Raw genomic sequence first — 23,832 nt, forward strand, 5'->3', positions numbered from 1 at the left:
CTTTGTACTGTCTAGTGTCAGTTTAGAATGTCACGTTTTCTGCTTCCACCTGTTTTATGGCTGCTTTTCATGCAAGCGTATGGGCAGCATACTGCCTTTCGGTTCAGAACAATACGCATAGAACATGGCTTATCGAATAATAGGGTAAATTGTATTCTTCAGGACCAACTGGGTTTTACCTGGGTAGGTACCGACGACGGACTCAATCGGTTCGATGGTAATGCCTTTACTATTTTTCAGCATGAACCAGGGAATAAACAGAGTATTGGTGGTAATATCATCCAGGATCTGTGTGAAGATAAAGATGGAAGGCTTTGGATTGCAACAGGAGATGGGGGATTATGCCGGTATGACCGTAATGCTGAACCCTCTCATCGATTCAAAAATTTTCGTCATTTACCTGGAGACAGCAGTTCAATTCCAGTCAATACGATCAATGCCGTTTTATACGATACCAGTGGTAAAATCTGGTTGGCGACCAGTGGTGCCGGAATTGTTCAGTTTGATATCAGCAAGGAAAAGTTTACCAGGATAAACAGTCCGCTTCGATCAACCATTACTGATATTTCTTATGACCAAAACCGGCTGATCTGGGCCGGCACACAGGGTGGAGGGTTTTTTAAATTGGATCCAAAATCACTTCAAATATGGTATGATCCCGAATATATAAATCCATATAAAAAACTGCCCCATGTAACGGTTACCAGTATCTATACGGATACTGAATTGAATGTATGGATGGCCTCCTGGGATCCTACGATTTATAAGGGTAGTGCTGGTGATTTATTGAATAAACCAGTCGTTATGCCATTAAAACAACTGGATGAAGCAGATGAAGCAACCTGTTTTGTGAATCAGGGTCCGCATTCGCTTTGGGTAGGAACCAAAAAATCAGGATTGCTTATTTATGATACAAAATCAGGGAAATGGACTTCAGTAAAGAATACCGATTCCGACCTGGCATCCAATACTATCCATTGTTTATATAAGGATCCATTAAACAATATTTGGATTGGGACCTCTGAAGGGATCAGTCTATATACACAGGCAGATAAATCCAGACTTACACCCATTAAACTACCTGCCCATTCTGGAAGTACAATTGGTCAGGTGTATGATTTTCTGCCAATTTCTGACAACCGAATATGGATTGCTTCAGAGAACGGTTTATTCGAATGGAGCAATAATTCACTAAAGGTTGTTCCTGCCAAATGGAACCAGAAACAACCTGCTATAACTGCATTGTATAAATCAGTGAATGGTATAGTTTATATCGGAACTGATATAAGTTTATTTACCTGGAAGTCTCGTGCAAACAGCCTGGTTCCTTTAGCAGGAACAGAAAAGGATATGGTAATGAAAAAATTGATCGCTTCCAGGGTCGTTTCTATTGAAGAAGATTCAATTGACAATAAGCCCGCACTACTCGTTTCTCCTTATGGTCATTTTATTACTTATTACAATTTTAAAGATGGCGTATGGATTAGTAGGGGTGATACCGGAAAAAAAATAATTCAGCGCTTTAATATTGCAGACAATCTCATTCATAAGATCTATAAGGATAAAAATGGTACTATCTGGCTGGCAAGTACAAAACAGGGATTGGGCTATTGGGATCGAAGTAAAAAGTCCTTCCGTTATTACATAAATAACCCGGAGCTTTCCAACTCACTTTCAAACAATCATGTGAATGATGTAGTAGCTGATGAATCAGGAAATATTTGGGTGGCTACCTACGGAGGCGGACTAAATTGTTTTAAGCCAGGTACACAAACTTTCCGGCACATTAGAAACAGTCCAAATTTGCTGGAAACGATTTGCATTGATGCCAAACAACGTGTTTGGATGATTGGAAACGGGGAACTTTTCGCCTATGATCCGGAATCGGACCAGGTTCGATCTTTTGAAAATATGCTGGGGGTTTATAATGGTCAGCTAACAGGCCGGTTGAAAATTGATTCAAGCGGCTATTTGCTTATGGGGGGGACTGATTTTTTTATTCGATTGCATCCGGATTCTCTGCAGCAGCCAGTAATGCATCCAACCGTTCTGCTGACAGATTTCAGCGTTTTTGATTCATCTATTTATCATTTATTCCAAAGAGAAAAAAGGATCCGACTAAAGCATCACCAGAATTATATCACACTTCATTACTCTGCGCCCTGGTACCAACAGCAAGTGTATTATCAATATCAATTAGTGGGCATAGATCCCGGCTGGATGGACGCAGGAACGAATTTGAAAACTGCCTACCAGCAACTACCTCCTGGTCAATATCAGTTTATGGTTCGTTCATCCACGATCCCGGGTATCTGGAAAAATAACGCCACGGTAATCGAGTTAAACCTCATTCCTCCTTATTGGCAACGATGGTGGTTTTATTTCTTGCTGGCGGTTGTTGCAGGTTCAGTAATATATTCAATATACCGCTATCGTATAAACGAATTATTGAAAAGGCAGGCTATTCGGAACCGGATTGCGCAGGATTTACATGATAACCTGGGATCCACTTTAAGTAGTATATCTGTTTATAGCCAGGTTGCTAAAATTTATAAAGAACAAAATAAAGAGTGGGAACTGGAGGATACCCTTCTGAGGATTGGTCGTATTTCCGGAGAAATGATATCAGATATGAATGATATTGTTTGGGCTATAAATCCACGAAACGACACGATGGAAAAAATTCTTCAGCGGATGGATTCCTTTGCGCGGCCCTTATTAAAATCGGCAGGTATTTCCTTTGGATTGCATTCCCAGCCGGAATTGAAAACAGTTCTGTTGTCAATGGAACAACGAAAAAATCTCTATTTAATCTTCAAAGAAGCTGTGAATAATGCGGTTAAATACAGTGAAGCATCCAACCTGGAAATAGAAATCAAACGAAACGGTAATAAGGTCGTGATGGAAATCAGGGATGATGGAAAAGGTTTTGATCAGGGTACAGTTGGAAGTTCCAACAGGGTATCGTTGTCTGGTAATGGTTTGAATAATATGAAAAACAGGGCACGTGAACTAAACGGTGAAATAACAATCCAATCTGAACCGGGAAAGGGAACTACCCTTATTTTATGGTTTACATTCACCTGATTTGGGGATAGGCAGGCAAATTTTGCTTTTTTAAATTTGTAAGAACACACCAACAATGAGTCTACGCATTTCGATATTTGACGATAATAAAAATATTCGGGAGAGTATTAAAATGTTATTGGAAACTGTTCCGGATTTTCAGGTCGTTGGCGCTTATTGTCATGTATTGGACTGTGTAGATGATGTAAAAGAATCCAAACCGGATGTGGTGTTAATGGATATTGAAATGCCTGGCATGACCGGCATAGCGGCCCTGATAAAGCTTAAGCAGGAATTTCCAAATATCCAGGTTCTTATGCAAACGGTATTTGAAGACGATGATCGGGTTTTTGATAGCATTTGTGCAGGGGCTTCTGGTTATATCCTGAAAAATCAATTGAATACAAAATTGGTAGATGCTATCAGGGAGCTTCAATTTGGAGGTTCTCCCATGTCGCCTTCAATAGCCCGGAAAGTACTGACCAAACTACAATCCATACCACAACATGTTCGGCCTGATCAGGCACCTGATTACCATCTGACTGCCAGAGAAAAAGATGTACTGTCCTGTCTTGTAAATGGGCTGAGTTATAAAATGATCGCAGCAGAATTAAATATCAGCTACGAAACAGTTCGCTCACATGTGAAAAAAATATACGAAAAACTCCATGTCGCTTCTCTAACCGAAATGGTGGCAAAGGCAATCAATCAACGAATCGTGTAACTTTTTTTTCATACTTAAATCTTATCAACATGAAATCAGTAGTTTTCTGCTGGTTGCTCCTGTTTGCAACCATGGGCCAGAATTTGCATGCCCAACACGCTTCTCTTCCAGTTAAACTGGATTTTTACGAAAAAGGAAAAGGTAATCCGGTTAAAGTATTGTTCTTGCACGGATATTCCGATTCCTGGTTTTCATTTTATAGGCTGATTAATGAGTTGCCTGATGAATTTCACTGTATTGCAGTGAGTTTGCGTGGTCATGGTAATTCACCAAAGCCTGAAAAAGGATATTCTCAGGACGAGATGGTTGAAGACATCATTTATTTTATGAATCAGCAACACCTGGATAAAGTTGTTGTTGTCGGCCATTCAATGGGTGCCAGTGTTGCCATGAGAATGGCATTGCAATATCCAGAGCGAACATCTTCATTAATATTGTTGGCAGCATTTGCATCTTTTGAGGACAAGGAATTTATACCAGATTTACTCAAAGCAACGCAAGCACTGAAGGATCCGGTTGATCCGGATTTTATTCGCGATTTTCAACTTAGTACTCTTGCTCGCAAACTTCCGGCAGCATTTATGAAAACGGTGATATCAGAGAGTAAAAAACTCAACGCAGTAGTATGGAGAGAAACCCTGAAAGGCTTAGTAAATGCGTCTTACGAAACATCCTTAATCAGGTATCAAAAACCGGTGTTACTAATTTGGGGAGAAGCGGATCAACAGACCCTGAAAGACGATCAGGACAGATTATTGAAAGCATTCCCAAATGCCTATTTGATGCGTTATGAAAAAACCGGTCACGCAGTTCATTGGGAAAGACCAGGTCAGGTTGCTGGAGATATGCTTGCATTCCTTGAACTTATCAGGACTTCACCGGAATAGGGTAGGGATTTCACGTGATTGGGGATTGATAAAGGAGGATGGAAAACGCAGCTTTGTGTCTTAATTTTTAAACCATCACGTATGAAAAAGTTGAAACAATTTATGGTCGTTATCGCAATAGGCGCCATAGCGATTTCTTCCTGTAACCGGCACGATGCGCCGGAAGTAATTAAAGACCCTTACTCCAACCAAGTTATCCTTGATTGGAATGAAGCAATTGTAATAGCCATGGGTGGTCCTTCTTATCAGCATTCCCTGCTTGCATCAAGAATTGGTGCCATGGTGCACCTGGCTATGCATGATGCTATCAATGCGGCAAGACCTACCTATAGATCCTATGCTTATTTTGGGAAAAATGAAAAAGCGGATCCAACTGTAGCAGCCGCTGTTGCAGCTCATGAAGTTTTGGTTGGTAATTTCCCGGATAAACAAAGCGCACTTGATTCTATTTTGAATGTATCTATTCAGCAGGTTCCGGATACGGATGCTAAAACAAATGGAATCGCATTAGGTAAGGCGGCAGCAGCAGCCATGCTTCAAATTCGGGCAGATGATGGTGCTTTTCAGGATCCTATCGCCCCGATAGAGCCGTCTTCTTCAGCTGGAGTTTATCAGTTGGTTCCGCCTTTCAATTTCATTTTTGCCCCCCATTGGAAAACAATGAAATTATTCGGATTGCAGAAGCAGGACCAGTTTCGCTCCGTTCCTCCACCTGCTTTAAACAGCGATGAGTATACGGAGGCATTTAAGGAGGTTCAATTACGCGGACAGTTACAAAGTACTATTCGTACCGCTGAACAAACTGAGCAGGCACAATTCTGGTACGAATTTTCAGAGATGGGATGGAACAGGGTGGCCAGGGTAGCGATAGCTGAGAAAAAATTGGGACTTATTGAATCCGCCAGAGTCATGGCACTGGTTAATATGGCGCTGGCTGATTCTTATACTGCAGGTTGGGATTCCAAGTTTCATTATAATTTATGGAGACCCTACACTGCTATCCGGAATGCGGGTCAGGATGGAAATACAGAAACTGTCGTAGATTTGACCTGGGATCCACTGATGCCGACACCTCCGGTTCAGGATTACCCTTCTACCCATAGTGTACTTGGAAATGCTGGTGCTACCGTACTCACCAAGTTACTAGGCAAAAACACCGGCTTTAGTATGACTTCGACTACCGGTCCTGAAGGTTTGGTTAAGACTTTTGTTAGTTTCCTGGCGGCTGCTGATGAAAATGCAGATTCAAGAGTAAGTGCCGGAATTCATTTCCGTTTTGCCTGTGATGCAGGCCAGGAAATGGGAAATAAGATAGGAGACTATGTGGTCAACAACCATTTGCTTCCATTATGAAACATTGTTAATCACTAAAACCCATTTATCATGAAAAGTGTGCTTATACTGGCATTGTGCCTTGGGTTGGCTTATTTTTTCACCTCCGGGGAACCTGGTAGCAAACAATATGAACCAGCTATATCCAGCATTCCCGTATTTTGTGCTCCTGCGCTTGATTGGTCATTGATGAGTGATGATCATGGGCCGCTTATTCGGGAATTTAAATTGGTTCATTTAGCAATAGCTACCAAGGTGGATTCAGCCCAACTGTATTTTGACCAGGGATTGAGTCAGTTGTATGCTTTTAATCATGGAGAGGCGGGAAGATCCTTTAAAACCGCGATCCGCCTGGATCCAACTGCTGCAATGCCCTATTGGGGGCTTGCTATGGTGCTTGGGCCCAATTACAATGCTGCATTGAATCCCGGTGCATTAAAAGATATCAATGAAGCTATCCAAAATGCAAAGTCCCGAAGCCTGACTGCAACAGAATTGGAAAAGGGCCTGATTAATGCGCTGGCACTGCGTTTTCCAGCTACTCCGGTTGAAAACATGACCCCATACAATGCCGCATATGTAAAGGCAATGAAGGAATTGTATGAATTGCATCCTTCCAGTGAGGAGATAGCGGTACTGTATATAGATGCACTGATGAATGAGCATCCCTGGAATTTCTGGCTAAAAGACGGAACAGCGCAACCATGGACCAGTCATACCGTTTCTGTAATTGAATCCGTATTGAAAAAATGGCCGGATCATCCCGGCGCCATTCATTATTATATTCATGCAACGGAAGCTTCCAGGGAACCAGAGAAAGCGCTTCCCTTTGCGGATAAACTGGCTTCATTAGTAAAGGGGAATGGTCACCTGGTACACATGCCTTCTCATACTTATATCCGTACAGGTGATTATCATAAAGGGGTATTGGTAAATGAAGAAGCTTCCGCTTCAGATAGTGTGTATATAAGTCAGTGCCGTGCCCAGGGATTTTATCCAATGTTACTGTATCCGCATAATATTCATTTTCTGGCAGCCTGTGCCTTTTTGGAAGGAAGTTCAAAAAAAGCCATTGATGCAGCCTGGATGGTTTCGCGGAAGACTGATAAAAAAAACCTGGCAGAGAGCATCACGGTTCAGCATTTCTACAGTATCCCCTATTATGTGCTGGCCCAGCTAGAAAAATGGGAAGAAATTCTTCGGTTACCCATGCCCGGGGAGTCATTGAAGTATCCCAAAGCAATCTGGCACTATGCAAGAGGATTGGCGTTTGCGGGTAAATCGGATTATAAAAGTGCCAGCCTGGAACTTACTGCCCTGGAAAAAATTGCTGCAGAGGGGACTTTAAAGGAGCAAATAATCTGGGATATGAACCCGGCCCAGCAATTGGTAGATATGGCGGTTCTCATTCTGAAAGGAGAACTGAACGCCCGGCAGGGAAAACTGGATCTGGCCATAACACAATTCAAAGAGGCAATTCAACTGGAAGATCAGTTGAATTACAATGAACCACCTGACTGGTTTTTTTCCAATCGCTTACGATTAGGAAGCTGGTTGATAAAATCCGGCCAGTTTGTGGCAGCTGAGAAAGTGTATCGGGAGGACCTGGAAACCTTCCCGGAAAATGGATGGGCTTTACATGGCCTTCAAAAAGCGCTGACTGGCCAGGGGAAAATGGCTGAAGCAGGAGAAGTGCAATCCCGTTTCCAGAAAGCCTGGCAGTGGGCTGATATCACACTAAAATAATTTTCGGTTGGTGTCAGTCAGATATAGGCACAATGTATTAACATCGTGGATACATATGGCTGACACCTTTTATATTAAGGAAGATTCTTTTTGGGCAAAACTGGCGGCCAAACGAATGAAAGCTGATAAGATGGCAATGGTACTGGGAAGAACTGTCCATCTTTACAACACACATCACCAGGAATTTCTGCGAAACAAACGCTGGTTGCGGCATGAATTGGCGCACATCCGGCAATTCCGGCAATATGGCTGGATCCGTTTCCTTTTTCTATACCTGGTGGAATCCGTTAGAAAAGGCTACTATATGAACCGTTTTGAAGTGGAGGCCCGCGAAGCAGAGCAGGATCCATTCCTGGAGGATAGGTATTCTTTCCTACCCAATTTCGCCCAGTCAGAAAAACTAACCTGATTATACCCATTCTATTTCTCCGACCCGGAATCGGCGGTCGGTTTTATCCCTGGTCAGGAGCTCGCCGTTCGAATCCACTCCAACTACCAGGCTTTCAAAAACAATCGTATTCTTGCGAAAGCGGCAGATTTTTCCTTTTCCGAACAGATAAGCTTGGTAATCTTCATGCAGTTTAGATCTTTTTCCATCTAGCAACTGCTTCCAGCGGAGCTCCAGGTTTTCAAATAGCTTACGGGTCTCCTCCATCAAATCATAGGTTTTTCCGGTTATCTGCCGAAGAGAAACCGGTTTCCGACCCGTTTCTTCAAATACCACCTGGTTTACGTTGATGCCAAGTCCAACTATAGCAAACTGCCATTCTGAACCAGACCATTTGTTTTCGATCAGGATACCGCCTGCCTTTCTGTCACGCCAGAAAAGATCATTCGGCCACTTAACCCGGGTCTCCTCTCCGGTATGCTTCGCCAGCCAGTCGCGGGCTCCCAGCGCCATTGCCATACTTAGGTAAAACAGGTCCGAACTCGCCAGCTGACTGGTTTCCAACACTATACTTACCATGATATTGGTGGCTGGCTCACTTTGCCATTGTTTCCCTCTTTGTCCTTTTCCTGCTGTTTGTTCGAGTGCGAAATAAGCCGATCCATGTTCTGCCTTTCGTAACTGAACCTGGCCCATGGCATAGTTGTTGGAGCTGTCTACGGAGTCCAGAATAGTAAGCTTATGTCCTATAGGATAATGAGGCATAGGATTGCGCAAAAGATTAGTACTTTTGATCGGGACGAATGTAGTATTTTCAGTTTTTAGTTCACTAAAAGAATAGATTATTGGAACCATTGTCAGCTTTAGCTTCACGTCAACGCAGTAGTGTGACTCGCCTTACCAAAAATTCCAAAATCCTGACCACCATCATAAAGGCTATCCAGGATAAGAAGGGAGAAAACATTGTTTCCCTGGATCTCAGAAAGATTCATGAAGCTGTTGCCGATTTCTTTGTGATCTGCGAGGCCAGCACCAATACACAGGTAAAAGCCATAGCCGATTCCGTTGAACAATCAGTAAAAGAAACCCTGGGAGAAGCGCCCTACCGGCATGAAGGCCAGCAATCAGCCCAATGGATATTAATCGACTATGTAAATGTGGTGGTGCATATTATGCAACCTGAAATCCGCCGCTTTTACAAACTGGAAGAAATGTGGAGCGATGCACCTATGACCAATTACGAGTCATAAGTTTAACCACTTCATTTGAACAAAGACGGCACATAAGCATTAAATATTTATAGTTATCTAAAATATGTCACAAGAAGATCTGAAATCAAACGACAGGGGAGGATTTAACCGGATGAGGCCGAGAATGGATGGAGGTGGAAATGATCCGCGCCGGGGACCCCGTTTTAATATTTACTGGGTGTGGGGAGCGCTGGCGGTAATCCTGCTTGGATTTAACCTGTTCAGTTCTTTTACTCCGGACGCCAAACGTATCAACTTTGATGTGTTTAAGGAAATGCTTGCTAAAGGTGATGTTGCCAAAATCGAGTTGATCAGCAATAAGAACCTGGTTCGTGTTTATATAAAACCCGACAGTCTTTCCAAACCTTTTTACAAGGAAAAATTACCGAAAGGGTTCAATGCTACCCTTAGTGATAAAGCCCCTCAATTCGAATTTACTATCGCCAAACCGGAAATCTTTACCGACGACCTGCGAGATTTTTATACTAAGAATCCCCAGGTGAATGAAGTGCCCCGATACGATGAAACAGAGGGCGACTGGTTAGCTCCTATCTTCCAGTTCGTATTGCCAATTTTCATTATCGTGCTTATCTGGGTACTCCTGATGCGGAAAATGGGCGGTGGTGCAGGCGGCGGTGCTGGTCCGGGTGGTATTTTCAATATAGGAAAGTCCAAGGCCCAGTTATTTGATAAGGGTACCAAAGTAAACATAACGTTCAACGATGTTGCGGGCCTCGATGAAGCTAAGGTGGAAGTAATGGAGATCGTTGATTTCCTTAAGAATCCAAAAAAATATACCAACCTGGGTGGAAAGATACCTAAAGGAGCATTACTGGTAGGCCCTCCGGGAACTGGTAAAACCCTGCTTGCAAAAGCAATGGCAGGAGAGGCGCAGGTACCTTTCTTCAGTTTGAGTGGTTCAGATTTCGTCGAAATGTTTGTGGGTGTAGGTGCCAGTCGGGTACGCGACCTGTTCAAGCAGGCCCGTGAAAAAGCGCCCTGTATCATTTTCATTGATGAGATTGATGCAATTGGTCGCGCACGGGGTAAAAATGCGATCATGAGCAATGATGAAAGAGAAAGTACCCTGAACCAGTTGCTGGTTGAAATGGATGGATTCAGTGGAGAAAGCGGGATCATCGTACTGGCTGCTACCAACCGTCCGGATGTATTGGACACCGCATTGTTGCGGCCTGGACGATTTGACCGTCAGATAACCATAGACAAGCCGGACGTAAAAGGTCGTGAAGCGATTTTTAAAGTGCACCTGAAACCAATCAAGGTTTCCGAGCAGGTGGATATTCATAAACTGGCAGAGCAGACTCCCGGATTTGCAGGAGCGGATATCGCCAACATCTGTAACGAAGCCGCACTGATCGCTGCCCGTAAAGGCAAGGAAGCGGTGGACATGGGTGATTTCCAGGATGCGGTGGATCGTGTTATCGGAGGATTAGAAAAGAAAAACAAGATTATCTCTCCTGATGAAAAAAAGATCATTGCTTACCATGAAGCAGGCCACGCTATCTGTGGCTGGTACCTGGAACATGCGTATCCGCTATTGAAAGTAACCATTGTACCAAGAGGTACGGCAGCATTGGGATATGCACAATACACGCCGAAAGAACAGTATCTCTACAATACCGATCAGTTACTGGATCAGATATGTATGACATTGGGCGGAAGGGCGGCTGAAGATATTTTCTTCAATAAAATTTCAACCGGTGCGCAGAATGACCTGCAGCAGATTACCCGGATAGCTTATTCCATGGTAACTGTATATGGAATGAATGAGAAAGTGGGGAATGTAAGTTTCTATGATCCACAAAATGAAAATTCTTTCACTAAGCCCTATTCAGAAGAAACTTCCAAACTCATTGACGAGGAAGTAAGAAAGCTGATAGATGTGGCTTATGACCGGACGAAGAAACTTCTTTCCGAGAAGAAACAGCAGGTGGAGATACTTGCAGAAAAATTATTGGATAAAGAAGTACTCTTCCAGAGTGACGTGGAGCAACTGATCGGAAAGCGTCCATATGAAGAAAAGAAAACACTGGAAGTGGACGAGTCACCGAGTATTGCCTGATAGTCATGAAAGCGGCTGCATCCAAAGAATCAATTTTAAAAAAAATAAGGAAGGCGTTGAGTGAATCAACGCCTCTTCCATTTCCTTCCAGCGAAGGAAACAATTCCGTTTTTCAGCCTGCACCTGATGATCTTGATCTTTTATTTGCCGAGCAGTTCGGGAAATTACAGGGTAAGTTTGTTTTTTGTCTGAATCAGCAGGAGTTGGAATTACAACTGGCGCTGCTTGCCAAACAGAAAAATTTTCAGAAAATTTATTGCAGGGAAGAAGATTTGCGGGCAGGCATAACCGAAGAAGCGGTTCGTTCAGTTTTGCTGGAAGATCAGTCGCCTGAGGCTTTAAAGAATTGTGATGCCGCAATTACAGGTTGTGAGTGCCTGGTAGCCAGAACCGGTACCATTGTTCTGAGCAGTGCACAGGCCAGTGGCCGTACCTCCAGTGTATATGCTCCGGTACATATATGCATAGCTACAACCAGTCAGTTGGTCTATGATATCAAAGACGGACTTCGGCTTTTGAAAGAAAAATATGGAACCAGTCTACCTTCCTTTATCAGCTTTGCCAGCGGCCCAAGTCGCACAGCAGATATTGAGAAAACATTGGTAGTGGGAGTTCATGGTCCGAAGGAAGTCTATCTTTTTCTTCTTGATAATTCTTAAACCTGTTATCCATGTTATTGTTTGTCTACGGATCCCTGCGGAGGGGTTTTCATCATCCGGCTTACTCTTATATCAGCCAGCATTTTGATTTTGTTGCTGAAGGAAAAGTGCGCGGTGTATTATACGATATGGGAGAATATCCTGCGGCCATTCCTTCAATGGAGGACAACTGGATATTCGGAGAATTATACCGGTTAAAGCCGGAAGCAGACTGGGATTGGGCGATCGCCCAGCTGGATGATTATGAGGGAGTGGCTCCGGAGGAAGGTGAACCCGCCTTGTATAAAAGGGAGATTGCTACTATTCAATCAGCCAATGGCCAATCCACCGAAGCCTGGATTTACTGGTTTAATGGTGATGTTACCGGAAGACCACTAATCCCAGGTGGTGATGTGTTGCAATACCGGCGCGAAAAGGGATAATAGTATATTTGCGGGCATGCAACTGGAAGCTGGAAAGAAAATATATTTTATCTCGGATTTTCACCTGGGAGCGCCTGATCATACGCAGAGTCTCATTCGTGAAAAAAAAATCGTTCAGTTTCTGAACCGGATTGAACCTGAGCTGGGGCAGTTGTTCATTGTAGGAGATCTCTTTGATTTCTGGTATGAGTACAAAACGGTGGTTCCAAAAGGATATGTGCGATTGTTGGGTAAACTCGCATCCCTTACTGATAAAGGTATACCGGTTCATTTTTTTGTAGGTAATCACGACATGTGGGTGGATGGTTATTTTGAACAGGAGCTCAATATTCCCGTCTATTACGAAGAGAAAAGGTTTGAATTCAACGGAAAGAAATTCCTGATTGGACATGGGGATGGATTGGGACCAGGAGATCACGGGTATAAATTCATCAAAAAAGTTTTCAGGAATAAATTTTGTCAGTGGTTGTTTGGAGCCTTACATCCCAGTTGGGGAATTGGGCTGGCTAATTATATGAGTCGTAAAAGTCGGGCGGCCACCGGACAGTCGGACGAAGTTTTTCTGGGTGAAGACAAGGAGTGGCTGATTCAATATTGCAAAGAGGTTTTGCAGAAAGAGAGTTTCGATTATTTTGTTTTTGGTCACCGCCACCTGCCCATTGATTTCAAATTGAATGAACAGAGCCGTTATGTTAACCTGGGTGATTGGCTGCGCTATGATTCCTATGCTGTTTTTGACGGCACTACGTTATGTCTCGAATATTATACACCATGAGAAACTTGTTATTACTGGGATTGTTGTTACTTCGGCTGTATGTACAGGCAGCTGATCCACATTTCCTGAATGACAGTTTTCGCCTGAAACAGGTGGTGGGAGAGAACCTTACGGGCTTTGCCGTGGATAATCTCGGTTATATGTACCTGTTAGATGCAACCGGACAGATGAAAAAACTTTCTCCCAAAGGTGATTCCATCAGCGTATTTAATGATGTTCGCAGGTATGGTAAGTTATACTCCATGGATGTTTCCAATCCGCTTAAAGTGTTGTTGTTCTATAAAGATTTTGGTACCATCGTAGTATTGGACCGGTTTTTGAATAATCGCTTAACCATTGATCTTCGAAAGCACCAGATTTTCCAGGCAAAAGCAATTGCGCAATCTTTTGATAATGGAGTTTGGGTATATGATGAATTGGAAGGAAGGTTGAAAAGACTGGATGATAATGGTAACCTGATTGGTGAAACTGTGGATTTCAGGGTTATTGTGGATGACCCACCTTCACCTCAGTTCATTGCTGATGCAGGCAGGTTGGTTTATCTCTATGATCCTGCAAGAGGTCTTTTTGTACTGGATTATTTTGGTACACTTAAAAACAAAGTAGCATTAACCGGATGGACGGATTTACAGGTAATTGGGAACAGGGTATTGGGAAGGAAAGGGGGTATGTTGGAAAGTTATGTTCCCGGAAGTTTGGAGTTGAAGGAGCAGGCTGTTCCGGAACTGCTCGAAAAAGCAAGTAAAGTTCAGGTCAGCCTGGATCATCTGTATGTTTTAAAGCAAGGCAGGTTATTTATTTACAGTTTATAAATCGGATGTCAACATGAAGGAGGTTTTGGACTATGTTTTCCTTGAGAATACGGTTCGTGCGTATATCATCTGTTTAGGAACCATCCTGCTTGCCATTCTTTTTAAGCGCTATCTGTCCAGGGTATTATCACGTATAATTTTCAAAATCATTAAAAGCAGGTCCTGGAAAATTGATCAGCATTCATTTGTAGAGCTGGTTTTTCAGCCTATGCAGGTATTCCTGATTGTTTCGGTTACCATGATCGCGCTTGATAATCTGAAGTTTCCGGCCTTATTGAATATAAAGATCTACCAGGTAGAAATCAGAGATATTCTTGCCAGTATTGCAAAAGGTATTTGGGTGATTATTTTTATCTGGTTACTACGCAGAATGATTGATTTCATTGCAATGCTGATGGAGCAAAGAGCCAATCTTACAGAAGATCTGGCAGACAACCAGATGGTTGTTTTTTTCAAGGAATTCTTTAAGACCGTTTTGGTTATAGTTGGTATTCTGTTGGTTATCCGTTTTTCTTTCAATAAGGATATCACTACCTACCTGGCAGGTCTCTCTATCGTTGCGGGTGCTCTTGCCCTTGCTGCCCGCGAGAGTCTTGAGAATCTGATCGCTTCTTTTATCATTTTTTTCGACAAACCGTTTCACGTGGGTGATACGGTAAAAGTTCAGCAGATAACAGGTACGGTAGAACGAATTGGCCTGAGGAGTACCAGGCTAAGAACGGATCAGAAAACCTATGTAAGCGTTCCCAATAAGCAGATGGTGGACAGCATTATGGATAATCTGAGTTTGCGTTCGCAGCGCAGGGCCGATTTAAGACTGGAACTTTCTTTGAAAACCTCTACCGTAAAACTGGACCATGCAGTGGCAGGTATTAAAACCATTCTAAGTCATCCTGCGATTGAAAATTATTCCTGTTTGCTGAGTGATATTACAGCCAATGCATTTATCGTTACTGCCGAATATTATACCGGCATGATACCCATGGCTGAGTTCAATCAGTTGAAGCAGACCATCAACCTTGAAATATTACGTCTGCTCGAATCTATGGAAATTGAACTGGCAGGAGAAACACGTGAAGTGGTAGTAACAAATCAACACTAAATCAAAGATTCGCTTTCAATTCCAGCAGGAAAGCTTTCAACTGCTGCAGTTTCTGAATCACCTGGAACTGGTTTTCCATCTTTTTCTTTTGTCCTTTCAGGTGTTCTTTGGCGCCTTCCAGGGTAAACTTCCGAACGCGTACGAGGTGATAAATAAGATGAAGGAATTTTACATCCTCCGGCCGGTAAAATCGGTCCCCTTTGCGGTTTTTCCGCGGTTTTAGCATGGACTCAAATTCATTGCTCCAGGTGCGGATCAGTGCCGGGTTCATCCGGAACATGTTGGCCACATCACCGATACTATAATACTGTTTGGTGAACAATTCCTCGTCAGAGGGGATTTCAACCAGGTCGGCCTCGGCTGCTATTTCCTTTAATGATTTTCGCCCACGTTTGCCCGGGGTGGCGGATTTCCAGGTTTTCTCCTTTTGTTTGCGGCCGGGTTTACGGCGTAGCGTGATCGCAGTTGCTTCAGTTGTCTGCTCAATTTTAACCGGGGCCTTTAATGTTGAAGCAGGCTCAGGCGAAATGGCATCCACCTCGGTGGTTAAGGTAGTTATCTCAGGAGTTTCTGGTTCCTGAAATCCAAAATCTAAGGTGATTTGTTGATATGCCTTCGCCATTGATGCATAAAGATACAATGGTCGTGCCGCAAAATGGTATCGCTTTAATCAAAACTTTGGTTACTCGCGGCAGCCATTTTAAGCAAACGATCGTACTGCTCGGGAGTAAGGTCGTTGTAAAAGAAATAAACGGGGTCGAGCCGTTTCCCGTTTTTGTGCACTTCATAATGCAGGTGCGGACCGGTTGATTTTCCTGTACTTCCTACATAGCCGATAATCTCGCCACGTTTTACCCGTTGACCTGATTTGGCTTTGATCCGGTACATATGTCCGTACAGGGTTTCATATCCGTATCCGTGATTTACAATGACATGGTTGCCATATCCGTTTCCGGTATTGCCTGCAAGTTTGATGGTTCCATTGGCAGTTGCATAAATCGGGGTTCCCTGTGGGGCTGCAAAATCAAGTCCCGCATGCATTTTTACAGTTTTATAAACCGGATCAATGCGGTAACCAAAACCGGAAGCGATCCTTCGTAAATCTGAGTTGCTTACCGGTTGAATAGCAGGTGTAGCGGCCAGCAGAATCTCTTTGTTTTTAATAAATCCCTCGATATCATCGTAGGATTTATGCTGATAGGCAGCCCGCTTGATCAGGTTATTTAAGGTACCAACGATATCGGTATACAGCGCATCTGCGTCCATAGCCTGGACCAGCTGGATCTCTTTCTGCTTTTCCATTTCCTTTACTCTCGCGCTGTCGGGGATCGGGCTGGCCTCAAAAATGGAGCGGTAAATTTCATTATCTCTTTTCTCCAGCTCCGTCATCTGTTGCTTCAACTTACCTAGTTGCATGTTGAGCAGGTCGTAGTTGTCCCGGGCCCGCTCGTAATTCTGACGGAGGATTTTTTCTTTGGGAGAATCCAGGTATTGAAAGGCGATGGAGACTATAATCAGGGCAGTAACCAGGGAGCCGGCTATAAAACCAAGGGCGCGAAGCAGCTTCACCCGAAGGGGGGTTTCAAGCTTCTCGTATCGAAGGGTTGTCGGGTTATAGTAATATTTGATTTTTTTCATATATGCCTGCACAGCCCATTTCCTTAGCTTTGCACCACTTTCACCGGCTTTGCGCAAATATAGCAGGCGCGGCGAAAAATACGCTCAAGAATCATTCCGAATTATGTTGACAAGTGCTGAAATAAGAAAAGCGTTCCTTGATTTTTTTGCTTCCAAGGGACATGTAATAGTGCCATCTGCGCCAATTGTGGTGAAAAACGACCCTACCCTGATGTTCACCAATGCGGGTATGAACCAGTTCAAGGATTATTTCCTGGGAAATAAAAAAGCCCCTTATACCAGGGCAGCGGACACCCAGAAATGTTTACGTGTGAGTGGAAAGCACAACGACCTGGAAGAGGTTGGTGTGGATACCTACCACCATACCATGTTTGAAATGCTGGGTAACTGGAGTTTCGGAGATTATTTTAAGAAAGAAGCGATTGAATGGAGCTGGGAATTGCTGACAGAAGTATACAGGATACCAAAAGATCGGTTATACGTGACCGTTTTTGAAGGTGATCCCGCTGAGAATTTGCCTGCATCTACTGTTGCACTGGCGAAATGGAAGCAGCTGGTGGAGGTGGATCATATCGTGTATGGAAATAAAAAAGATAATTTCTGGGAAATGGGCGATACCGGTCCCTGTGGTCCCTGCAGTGAGATCCATGTGGATTGCCGTCCGGATGCAGAACGTGCGCAGGTACCAGGACGTGAACTTGTTAATAAGGATCATCCCCAGGTAATTGAAATCTGGAACAATGTATTTATTCAATACAACCGTAAGAAAGATGGTAGCCTGGAGCCACTACCTGCTACCCATGTAGATACAGGTATGGGATTTGAGCGACTGGTGCGGGTATTACAGGGTAAGCAATCGAACTATGATACGGATGTATTTACCGGAACGATTGCTGCGACGGAAAAAATCACCGGCAAGACCTATGGATTCAGCGATAATCGTGCTGATATTGCTTTTCGCGTGATTGCGGATCATATCCGTGCGATTGGATTTACGATTGCAGACGGACAGTTGCCTTCGAATACGGGTGCGGGTTATGTGATCCGCCGTATTCTTCGCAGGGCGGTTCGTTATTACTATTCTTATCTTGATTACAAGCAGCCTTTATTGTTTCAATTGATGCCGGTATTGGGAAAACAATTTGAAACAGTATTCCCGGAATTACAGCAACAGCTGGATTTCGTGACTAAGGTGGTAAAAGAAGAGGAGGAAGCATTCCTGCGAACGCTGGAGAAAGGATTGAAAAAAATGGATGATATAATGACTGGATCAGCAACTTCAATTGATGGTGCAGCTGCTTTTGAATTATACGACACTTATGGGTTCCCGTTAGATCTTACGATGTTGATTGCAAGGGAAAATAAATTGGAAGTAGATGAGGCCGGATTCAGGAAGGAAATGGAACAGCAGAAAGAACGGAGTCGCGCTGCAACTGTCGTAGATACCGAAGACTGGGTAAGTTTCCAGGAAGATCAATCTTCAGTATTTGTAGGGTATGATCAGTTGGAAGTGGAGACAAAACTCATCCGGTACCGTAAGGTGAAAGCAAAGGGGAAAGAAGCTTACCAGTTGGTATTATCTGCAACCCCTTTTTATGCTGAAAGCGGCGGACAGGTTGGAGATACCGGGGTGTTGTCCTTTGAGGGTGAAGAAATCGCTGTAGTGGATACGAAAAAAGAAAATGATCTTATTATACATGTATCGGAAAAATTGCCGGTCAATATTACCGGTATTGTAACAGCGCGGGTGGATGCTTCAAAGCGTCAGGAAACTGCAGTGCATCACTCCGCAACCCACCTTCTGCATGCAGCCCTGCGCGGGGTATTGGGTACACATGTGGCACAGAAGGGATCGCTGGTAAACTCAAGGCAATTGCGATTCGATTTTTCGCATTTCGCAAAACTAAGTGAGGAAGAATTGGCGCAAATTGAAGCAATGGTGAATGAAAAAATCCGGGAGAACTGGCCGGTTCTAATCCGGGAAATGCCAAAAGAAGAAGCAATAACCGCTGGCGCGATGGCACTCTTCGGGGAGAAATATGCCGACCTGGTGCGGGTGGTTACGATTGACCCAAAGTATTCCATTGAACTATGTGGGGGAACACATGTAAAAGCGACGGGTGAACTGGGGTATTTTAAAATTGTAAGTGAATCTGCTGTGGCAGCCGGAGTACGCAGAATGGAAGCAGTTGCCGGAGGTGCATTTTCAAGTTGGCTGACAGAGCAGGTGGATCAATTGGAGTCGGTGAAGATGGCATTTAAAAATCCAAAGGAGCTAACTAAATCAGTTGAGGCCGCGCTGGCAGAAAATGCCCAGTTAAAAAAGCAACTGGAATCCCTCGAAAACCGTGCCCTGGTTGGTATCCGGAATGAGTTGCTGAAGAAAGATGAAATCGTAAACGGCATAACGTTTATAGGCGATATCGTAGAAGTAGGCAATGCAGATGCGCTTAAAAAACTATGTTTTGATTTGAAAAATAACCTGAACGATTATTTGGTGGTATTGGCTGCCAATATTGGCGGTAAACCATCCGTAGCGATATCCATTGCGGATACGGTGGTGGCTGCCCGTGGTCTGGATGCAGGTAAACTTATTAAGGAAAAAGTGGCGCCTCTGATCAAGGGTGGGGGTGGAGGACAGAAAAACCTGGCAACTGCCGGTGGACAGGATGCCAGCAACCTGCCTGCGGTAATTGCCGCCATTCGTTCCCTGCTCTGATCTAACACGCCGCAATGCCATGGCGGGTGCTACTCTATCTGGGCGTATACCAACCTACCAGGGAGGGTACAGTTCTATCATGACCGAACAGTGCCTCACACATTGGTAAACCCATCGGTCCCCGACCGATGATAGGGAAATTAACATTTCCGAAATGTTTCGTAGATTGAAAACTTCTCCTATATTTGATCTACGAAAATCACCGTAAATGAAAAATAATATGAAAGCGATTCAGTTTGCAGCCGCTGGTTTAGGGATACTGATGGTTATGGCACAGCCGGCATCTGCCCAGCAAAAGGAAAAGGAAGGACTTGGGGAATATGATCAGATCATTATTAAGAGGAAAGGGGAGAAGGGAGACAAGGGGGACAAAGGAGACAAGGGAGACAAAGGAGGCAAGGATGTGAAGCTGACGATTGTCATTAAGGATGATAAGGTGGAAGTAAATGGCAAACCCCTGGCTGAATTTAATAACGATGAAATAGCCATTCTTAAGAAGAATATCATTGTAAGGGATGGAAATACCATGCGGGTGACTATACCAAGGCAACCACGATCCCCTTTTCAGGATGGTGGTTTGCAGGGCCGGGTCGAGGAAGACAGGATCATTGAATTCCGGGGTATGAACAAGGCATTTCTAGGTGTGTCAACTGAAAAATCGGAACGCGGGGCGGTCATTATGGAGGTAACAGAAGGAAGTGCAGCGGAGAAAGCCGGACTTAAAAAGGGTGATATTATTACCAAAATAAACGATATCAAAATTGAATCACCCCAGGCGCTTACCGATGCCATAGGAAAATTCAAACCGGAAGAAAAGATCAAAATAGGGTACTTGAGGGATGGAAAATCAGCTGAGCTGGTAGCCACCCTGGGTCAGCGGGCATCGTCATTCAGTTTTAATGGCAGAGAGCCCATGGTTATACCTTTTGATAATGAAGAATTTAATTTGGAAGGCTTTAGAGGGCGGAATTTCAATTTTAACTGGAATGAAAATCAGCCTAAACTAGGCATCAAGGCACAGGATACTGAAGATGGTAAAGGAGTAAAAGTGTTGGAGGTGGATGAGGAATCAGCGGCTGCAAAAGCCGGTATTAAAGAAGGGGATATCATTACTTCCTTTGATGGCAAATCAATTAATAGTGTGAATGAACTGGTCGATGGCAACCGTGCTGCACGTGAAGCTAAAAAGCTCACCCTTCCCATCGAATACCTGCGTGATGGTAAATCACAAAAGGTAGAACTCAAAGTTCCCCGCAAACTTCGCACTGCAGAACTTTGACCCTCAAAAACAGTGAAATAAAGGGTGGTGCCGGATTTCCGGTACCCACCCTTTTCATATCCGTGTTCCTTTGTCCCTTCTTCCATTCTTCCCTCTTCCATTCCTCCATTCTCTCATTCCCCCTACCTTTGCGCCATGGAAGCAAGCATTCGGGAAGCACCGATTCAACTGGAGGATAAATATGAACTGGTCATAGGATTGGAAGTACATGCCCAATTATCCACGCAAACCAAATTGTTTTGCGGTGATTCTGCCAGCTTTGGGGGGGCACCCAATACCCACATCAGTCCGATTACACTTGCTTACCCGGGAACGCTGCCCAGGCTTAATCAGGAAGCCATGGTGGCGGCGGTGAAAATGGGCCTTGCCTGTGGTTGCAGAATCACAGAGACCAACTGGTTTGCCAGAAAACATTATTTCTACCCGGATTTACCCAAAGGATACCAGACTTCTCAGCATATCAATAATATTTGCCAGGGTGGTGAAGTAAAGATCCAGGTAAATGGCGTGGAGCGCGCCGTAAAGCTGCATCATATCCACCTGGAGGAAGATGCCGGCAAAAGCATTCACGATGCGCATCCTGAAAAGACAGCAATCGATCACAACCGGGCAGGTGTGCCACTGATTGAAATCGTATCCGAACCTGACATGTATAGTGCAGAAGAAGCATACGCTTTTGTAACCGAGATCCGGAAGCTGGTACGTTTTCTGGGTATATGTGATGGAAATATGGAAGAGGGGAGCATGCGTTGTGATGCCAATATTTCTATCCGCCCAAGGGGAGAAAAAAAGTTGGGGACCAAAGTAGAGGTTAAAAACCTGAACTCCATTCGAAATGTAAAGAGAGCGATCGAAATAGAAGCGCAGCGTATGATGGAAATGGCTGAGCGGGGAGAAACCATTCAGCAACAAACCAGAAGTTTTGATGTGGAACGAATGATAACCTTCTCTCTTAGATCCAAAGAGGAAGCAAACGATTATCGCTATTTCCCCGATCCGGATCTGCCGCCATTTGTGATATCAGCTGCTCAACTGGAGTCTATTCGCAGTGGGATGCCAGAATTACCGGATGCCATCCAGCAGCGTTATATGAAAGACTACCAGCTACCCGCATACGATGCCAGATTACTAAGTGATGAAAAAGAATTGGTTCACTATTTTGAAGCAACCATTCAATTCACAAAACAATACAAAGCTGTTGCAAACTGGATACTGGGTCCCATCAAAGCCTGGCTGAATGAAAATAATCTGAACATTGATCAGTTTAAACTGGAACCTTCGCAACTGGCCAGGCTGGTAGAATTGGTACATTCCGGTAAGATTAGTTTTTCTTCAGCCTCTTCCCGTTTATTTCCAAGATTGCTGGAGCAGCCTGCTGCTGATCCTGTTACTCTTGCGACCTCCCTTCAGTTGTTGCAGGATGCCGGCGAAGACCAGATCGAACAATGGGTTGCTGAAGTATTATCAAAAATGCCTGAAAAAGTAGCTGAATACAAAAAAGGTAAAAAAGGACTGATTGGTTTATTCATGGGAGAAGTGAAAAAAGTATCGAAAGGAAAAGCAGATCCCAAAACAACAACAGCAGTATTAGAGCAAAAACTAAATCAATAATTAAGTGCGTATGAAAATTTCCCGTTCAATAAACAGCATGGTTGTTATCCTGCTGGTGATTCTGGCATCCTGCCAGACCAAAAAGGCCGGAGGTGATTTTTCGGTTACAGTTAAGTTTACTAATGCAGATAAGCTAACTCCAATGCCTAACCGTAGAATTCAAATTGAAGAAATTCCATTTGGATCTGATGCGGTTCCGGTTATTCTGGATTCTGCCACAATAAAAGATGCATCAGGTACTGTTACATTAAATGCAAAGGCAAAAGAAGAGGGGGTATACGAAGTTTCGGTAGATGATGGACCTGTTTTTCTGGTAGTGAATGATGCGGAAGAAATCACTGTGGAATTGGATATGTCTAAAAGGGAGAGGAACTATTCAGTTGCAGGATCTCCGGCCAGCAAGCAAATTCAGGATCTTATCAATGAGTACAGTGATCGCAGTTTACAGATTAATTATGTATTCGCACAACTGGACAGTATAAAATCATTCCCCGGTTCGGATACTATGGTATTGGAACTCACGGATAAAAAAAATAAACTAATTGCTGATCTTACAGGTTATGTAAAAGGTGTGGTTAGTAAAAGTGAAAGTCCGGCTGTAAGTATGTTTACCCTGGGACTCGCTTCTCAGATAGTTCCAAGAAATGAATTTGAACAGATACTAACGGAAACGGTTAACCGCTTTCCTGCATATGGAAGTCTACAGTCGGTGAAAAAAACATTTGATCAGCAGAAAGCCCAGTTGGAAGAAATGGAGAAAAGACAGTCGGCCAAAAGCCTGGTTGGTAAACCTGCACCTGAACTTACCATGCCGGACGAAAATGGAAAGCCCATATCTATATCTGGTTTCAAAGGAAAATATGTGTTGGTAGATTTCTGGGCCAGTTGGTGCGGTCCATGCAGAAAAGAAAATCCCAATGTGGTTAGAGCCTATGATAAATTCCGTGAAAAAAACTTTACCATTTTAGGTGTATCATTGGATAAAAGCAGGGAAGACTGGCTGCAGGCTATTAAAGATGATCAACTAACCTGGTCGCATATGAGTGATCTGAAGTTCTGGGATAGTGAATCTGTGAAAGTGTATGGGTTTGAAGGAATTCCCTACAATGTATTAATTGACCCCAATGGAATTATCGTTGCAGAGAATTTACGCGGACCTGATTTGGAGAATAAATTGTTGGAAGTATTGAAGTAACTGAATTACCATTCAAATAAAAAAGGAACCAATGTTGGTTCCTTTTTTCATTCAATAAACTATTCAAGAAATTTTGAATTCATTCACATTTCTATTCTGATTGGCATGAATAAATAACATAAATTTTAATAGGTAAAATAAGCG

General features: G+C 43.6%; 20 protein-coding genes. 17 read left to right on the forward strand and 3 right to left on the reverse strand.

Annotated elements, in window-relative coordinates; genetic code table 11:
* The first annotated feature begins 27 nt into the window (after nt 1–27).
* From MD536_RS13600 to MD536_RS13625, 6 genes are all read left to right on the forward strand, one after another.
* Nucleotides 28–3,087: a ligand-binding sensor domain-containing protein gene (locus MD536_RS13600; RefSeq protein WP_239601006.1), complete on the forward strand. Its 3,060-nt coding sequence runs from the start codon at nt 28–30 to the stop codon at nt 3,085–3,087.
* A gap of 55 nt (nt 3,088–3,142) precedes the next feature.
* Entirely contained in the window at nt 3,143–3,790 is a 648-nt protein-coding gene (locus MD536_RS13605) for a response regulator (RefSeq protein ID WP_239601008.1), read from the forward strand.
* Between the two features lie 29 nt (nt 3,791–3,819).
* Nucleotides 3,820–4,677 carry an alpha/beta fold hydrolase gene (locus MD536_RS13610; RefSeq protein WP_239601010.1) on the forward strand — a complete coding sequence of 286 codons (858 nt, stop codon included), beginning with the start codon at nt 3,820–3,822 and terminating at the stop codon, nt 4,675–4,677.
* Between the two features lie 81 nt (nt 4,678–4,758).
* Nucleotides 4,759–6,030, forward strand: a complete 1,272-nt coding sequence (locus tag MD536_RS13615; protein ID WP_239601011.1) for a vanadium-dependent haloperoxidase — start codon at nt 4,759–4,761, stop codon at nt 6,028–6,030.
* Between the two features lie 30 nt (nt 6,031–6,060).
* Nucleotides 6,061–7,755, forward strand: a complete 1,695-nt coding sequence (locus MD536_RS13620) for a hypothetical protein (RefSeq protein ID WP_239601015.1) — start codon at nt 6,061–6,063, stop codon at nt 7,753–7,755.
* Between the two features lie 55 nt (nt 7,756–7,810).
* On the forward strand, nt 7,811–8,164 hold the full coding sequence (locus MD536_RS13625) for a DUF4157 domain-containing protein (protein ID WP_239601017.1): 354 nt from the start codon (nt 7,811–7,813) through the stop codon (nt 8,162–8,164).
* Here MD536_RS13625 and MD536_RS13630 read toward each other — a convergent pair whose 3' ends face one another.
* Nucleotides 8,165–8,908 carry a biotin--[acetyl-CoA-carboxylase] ligase gene (locus MD536_RS13630; protein ID WP_239601018.1) on the reverse strand — a complete coding sequence of 248 codons (744 nt, stop codon included), beginning with the start codon at nt 8,906–8,908 and terminating at the stop codon, nt 8,165–8,167.
* Between the two features lie 122 nt (nt 8,909–9,030).
* Between MD536_RS13630 and rsfS the strand changes: the two genes are divergently transcribed.
* From rsfS to MD536_RS13665, 7 genes are all read left to right on the forward strand, one after another.
* A complete protein-coding gene (gene rsfS / locus MD536_RS13635; RefSeq protein ID WP_239601020.1) occupies nt 9,031–9,393 on the forward strand; it encodes a ribosome silencing factor in 363 nt (120 codons plus the stop codon).
* Between the two features lie 64 nt (nt 9,394–9,457).
* Nucleotides 9,458–11,476: an ATP-dependent zinc metalloprotease FtsH gene (ftsH, locus tag MD536_RS13640; protein ID WP_239601022.1), complete on the forward strand. Its 2,019-nt coding sequence runs from the start codon at nt 9,458–9,460 to the stop codon at nt 11,474–11,476.
* Nucleotides 11,477–11,481: 5 nt separating this feature from the next.
* A complete protein-coding gene (locus MD536_RS13645; protein ID WP_239601023.1) occupies nt 11,482–12,135 on the forward strand; it encodes a LutC/YkgG family protein in 654 nt (217 codons plus the stop codon).
* Nucleotides 12,136–12,146: 11 nt separating this feature from the next.
* Complete coding sequence (locus MD536_RS13650; RefSeq protein WP_239601025.1) at nt 12,147–12,557, forward strand: gamma-glutamylcyclotransferase family protein; 411 nt, start codon at nt 12,147–12,149, stop codon at nt 12,555–12,557.
* A gap of 16 nt (nt 12,558–12,573) precedes the next feature.
* Nucleotides 12,574–13,332, forward strand: a complete 759-nt coding sequence (locus MD536_RS13655) for a UDP-2,3-diacylglucosamine diphosphatase (RefSeq protein ID WP_239601027.1) — start codon at nt 12,574–12,576, stop codon at nt 13,330–13,332.
* Nucleotides 13,329–14,144: a hypothetical protein gene (locus tag MD536_RS13660; RefSeq protein ID WP_239601028.1), complete on the forward strand. Its 816-nt coding sequence runs from the start codon at nt 13,329–13,331 to the stop codon at nt 14,142–14,144. Before MD536_RS13655 ends, MD536_RS13660 begins: the two co-directional genes overlap by 4 nt.
* 13 nt (nt 14,145–14,157) lie before the next feature.
* Nucleotides 14,158–15,246: a mechanosensitive ion channel family protein gene (locus tag MD536_RS13665; RefSeq protein WP_239601030.1), complete on the forward strand. Its 1,089-nt coding sequence runs from the start codon at nt 14,158–14,160 to the stop codon at nt 15,244–15,246.
* A 1-nt stretch (nt 15,247) separates the two neighbouring features.
* Here MD536_RS13665 and MD536_RS13670 read toward each other — a convergent pair whose 3' ends face one another.
* Entirely contained in the window at nt 15,248–15,868 is a 621-nt protein-coding gene (locus tag MD536_RS13670; protein ID WP_239601031.1) for a MerR family transcriptional regulator, read from the reverse strand.
* Nucleotides 15,869–15,912: 44 nt separating this feature from the next.
* Nucleotides 15,913–16,884: a M23 family metallopeptidase gene (locus tag MD536_RS13675; RefSeq protein ID WP_234866869.1), complete on the reverse strand. Its 972-nt coding sequence runs from the start codon at nt 16,882–16,884 to the stop codon at nt 15,913–15,915.
* Between the two features lie 103 nt (nt 16,885–16,987).
* Between MD536_RS13675 and alaS the strand changes: the two genes are divergently transcribed.
* The 4 genes from alaS (at nt 16,988) to MD536_RS13695 (ending at nt 23,688) form a co-directional block, all read left to right on the forward strand.
* Nucleotides 16,988–19,603 (forward strand): alanine--tRNA ligase, encoded by a 2,616-nt coding sequence (gene alaS, locus MD536_RS13680; protein ID WP_239601033.1) that lies wholly within the window; start codon nt 16,988–16,990, stop codon nt 19,601–19,603.
* 208 nt (nt 19,604–19,811) lie between these two features.
* The gene (locus tag MD536_RS13685; RefSeq protein WP_239601039.1) at nt 19,812–20,882 is read left to right on the forward strand and encodes a PDZ domain-containing protein; all 1,071 of its coding nucleotides are present in this window, start codon (nt 19,812–19,814) and stop codon (nt 20,880–20,882) included.
* A gap of 135 nt (nt 20,883–21,017) precedes the next feature.
* Nucleotides 21,018–22,493 (forward strand): Asp-tRNA(Asn)/Glu-tRNA(Gln) amidotransferase subunit GatB, encoded by a 1,476-nt coding sequence (gatB, locus tag MD536_RS13690; protein ID WP_239601040.1) that lies wholly within the window; start codon nt 21,018–21,020, stop codon nt 22,491–22,493.
* Nucleotides 22,494–22,503: 10 nt separating this feature from the next.
* Nucleotides 22,504–23,688 (forward strand): peroxiredoxin family protein, encoded by a 1,185-nt coding sequence (locus MD536_RS13695; RefSeq protein ID WP_239601049.1) that lies wholly within the window; start codon nt 22,504–22,506, stop codon nt 23,686–23,688.
* Nucleotides 23,689–23,832: the final 144 nt, after the last annotated feature.

This window comes from Flavihumibacter cheonanensis, assembly GCF_022352215.1.
Taxonomy (GTDB): domain Bacteria; phylum Bacteroidota; class Bacteroidia; order Chitinophagales; family Chitinophagaceae; genus Flavihumibacter; species Flavihumibacter cheonanensis.

Bases quoted from the DNA above. Each gene is read 5' to 3' on its own strand.
- MD536_RS13600 (WP_239601006.1), top strand. From the start codon at position 28: ATGTCACGTTTTCTGCTTCCACCTGTTTTATGGCTGCTTTTCATGCAA.
- MD536_RS13605 (WP_239601008.1), top strand. From the start codon at position 3,143: ATGAGTCTACGCATTTCGATATTTGACGATAATAAAAATATTCGGGAG.
- MD536_RS13610 (WP_239601010.1), top strand. From the start codon at position 3,820: ATGAAATCAGTAGTTTTCTGCTGGTTGCTCCTGTTTGCAACCATGGGC.
- MD536_RS13615 (WP_239601011.1), top strand. From the start codon at position 4,759: ATGAAAAAGTTGAAACAATTTATGGTCGTTATCGCAATAGGCGCCATA.
- MD536_RS13620 (WP_239601015.1), top strand. From the start codon at position 6,061: ATGAAAAGTGTGCTTATACTGGCATTGTGCCTTGGGTTGGCTTATTTT.
- MD536_RS13625 (WP_239601017.1), top strand. From the start codon at position 7,811: ATGGCTGACACCTTTTATATTAAGGAAGATTCTTTTTGGGCAAAACTG.
- MD536_RS13630 (WP_239601018.1), bottom strand. From the start codon at position 8,908: ATGCCTCATTATCCTATAGGACATAAGCTTACTATTCTGGACTCCGTA.
- ftsH (WP_239601022.1), top strand. From the start codon at position 9,458: ATGTCACAAGAAGATCTGAAATCAAACGACAGGGGAGGATTTAACCGG.
- MD536_RS13645 (WP_239601023.1), top strand. From the start codon at position 11,482: ATGAAAGCGGCTGCATCCAAAGAATCAATTTTAAAAAAAATAAGGAAG.
- MD536_RS13650 (WP_239601025.1), top strand. From the start codon at position 12,147: ATGTTATTGTTTGTCTACGGATCCCTGCGGAGGGGTTTTCATCATCCG.
- MD536_RS13655 (WP_239601027.1), top strand. From the start codon at position 12,574: ATGCAACTGGAAGCTGGAAAGAAAATATATTTTATCTCGGATTTTCAC.
- MD536_RS13660 (WP_239601028.1), top strand. From the start codon at position 13,329: ATGAGAAACTTGTTATTACTGGGATTGTTGTTACTTCGGCTGTATGTA.
- MD536_RS13665 (WP_239601030.1), top strand. From the start codon at position 14,158: ATGAAGGAGGTTTTGGACTATGTTTTCCTTGAGAATACGGTTCGTGCG.
- MD536_RS13670 (WP_239601031.1), bottom strand. From the start codon at position 15,868: ATGGCGAAGGCATATCAACAAATCACCTTAGATTTTGGATTTCAGGAA.
- MD536_RS13675 (WP_234866869.1), bottom strand. From the start codon at position 16,884: ATGAAAAAAATCAAATATTACTATAACCCGACAACCCTTCGATACGAG.
- alaS (WP_239601033.1), top strand. From the start codon at position 16,988: ATGTTGACAAGTGCTGAAATAAGAAAAGCGTTCCTTGATTTTTTTGCT.
- MD536_RS13685 (WP_239601039.1), top strand. From the start codon at position 19,812: ATGAAAAATAATATGAAAGCGATTCAGTTTGCAGCCGCTGGTTTAGGG.
- gatB (WP_239601040.1), top strand. From the start codon at position 21,018: ATGGAAGCAAGCATTCGGGAAGCACCGATTCAACTGGAGGATAAATAT.
- MD536_RS13695 (WP_239601049.1), top strand. From the start codon at position 22,504: ATGAAAATTTCCCGTTCAATAAACAGCATGGTTGTTATCCTGCTGGTG.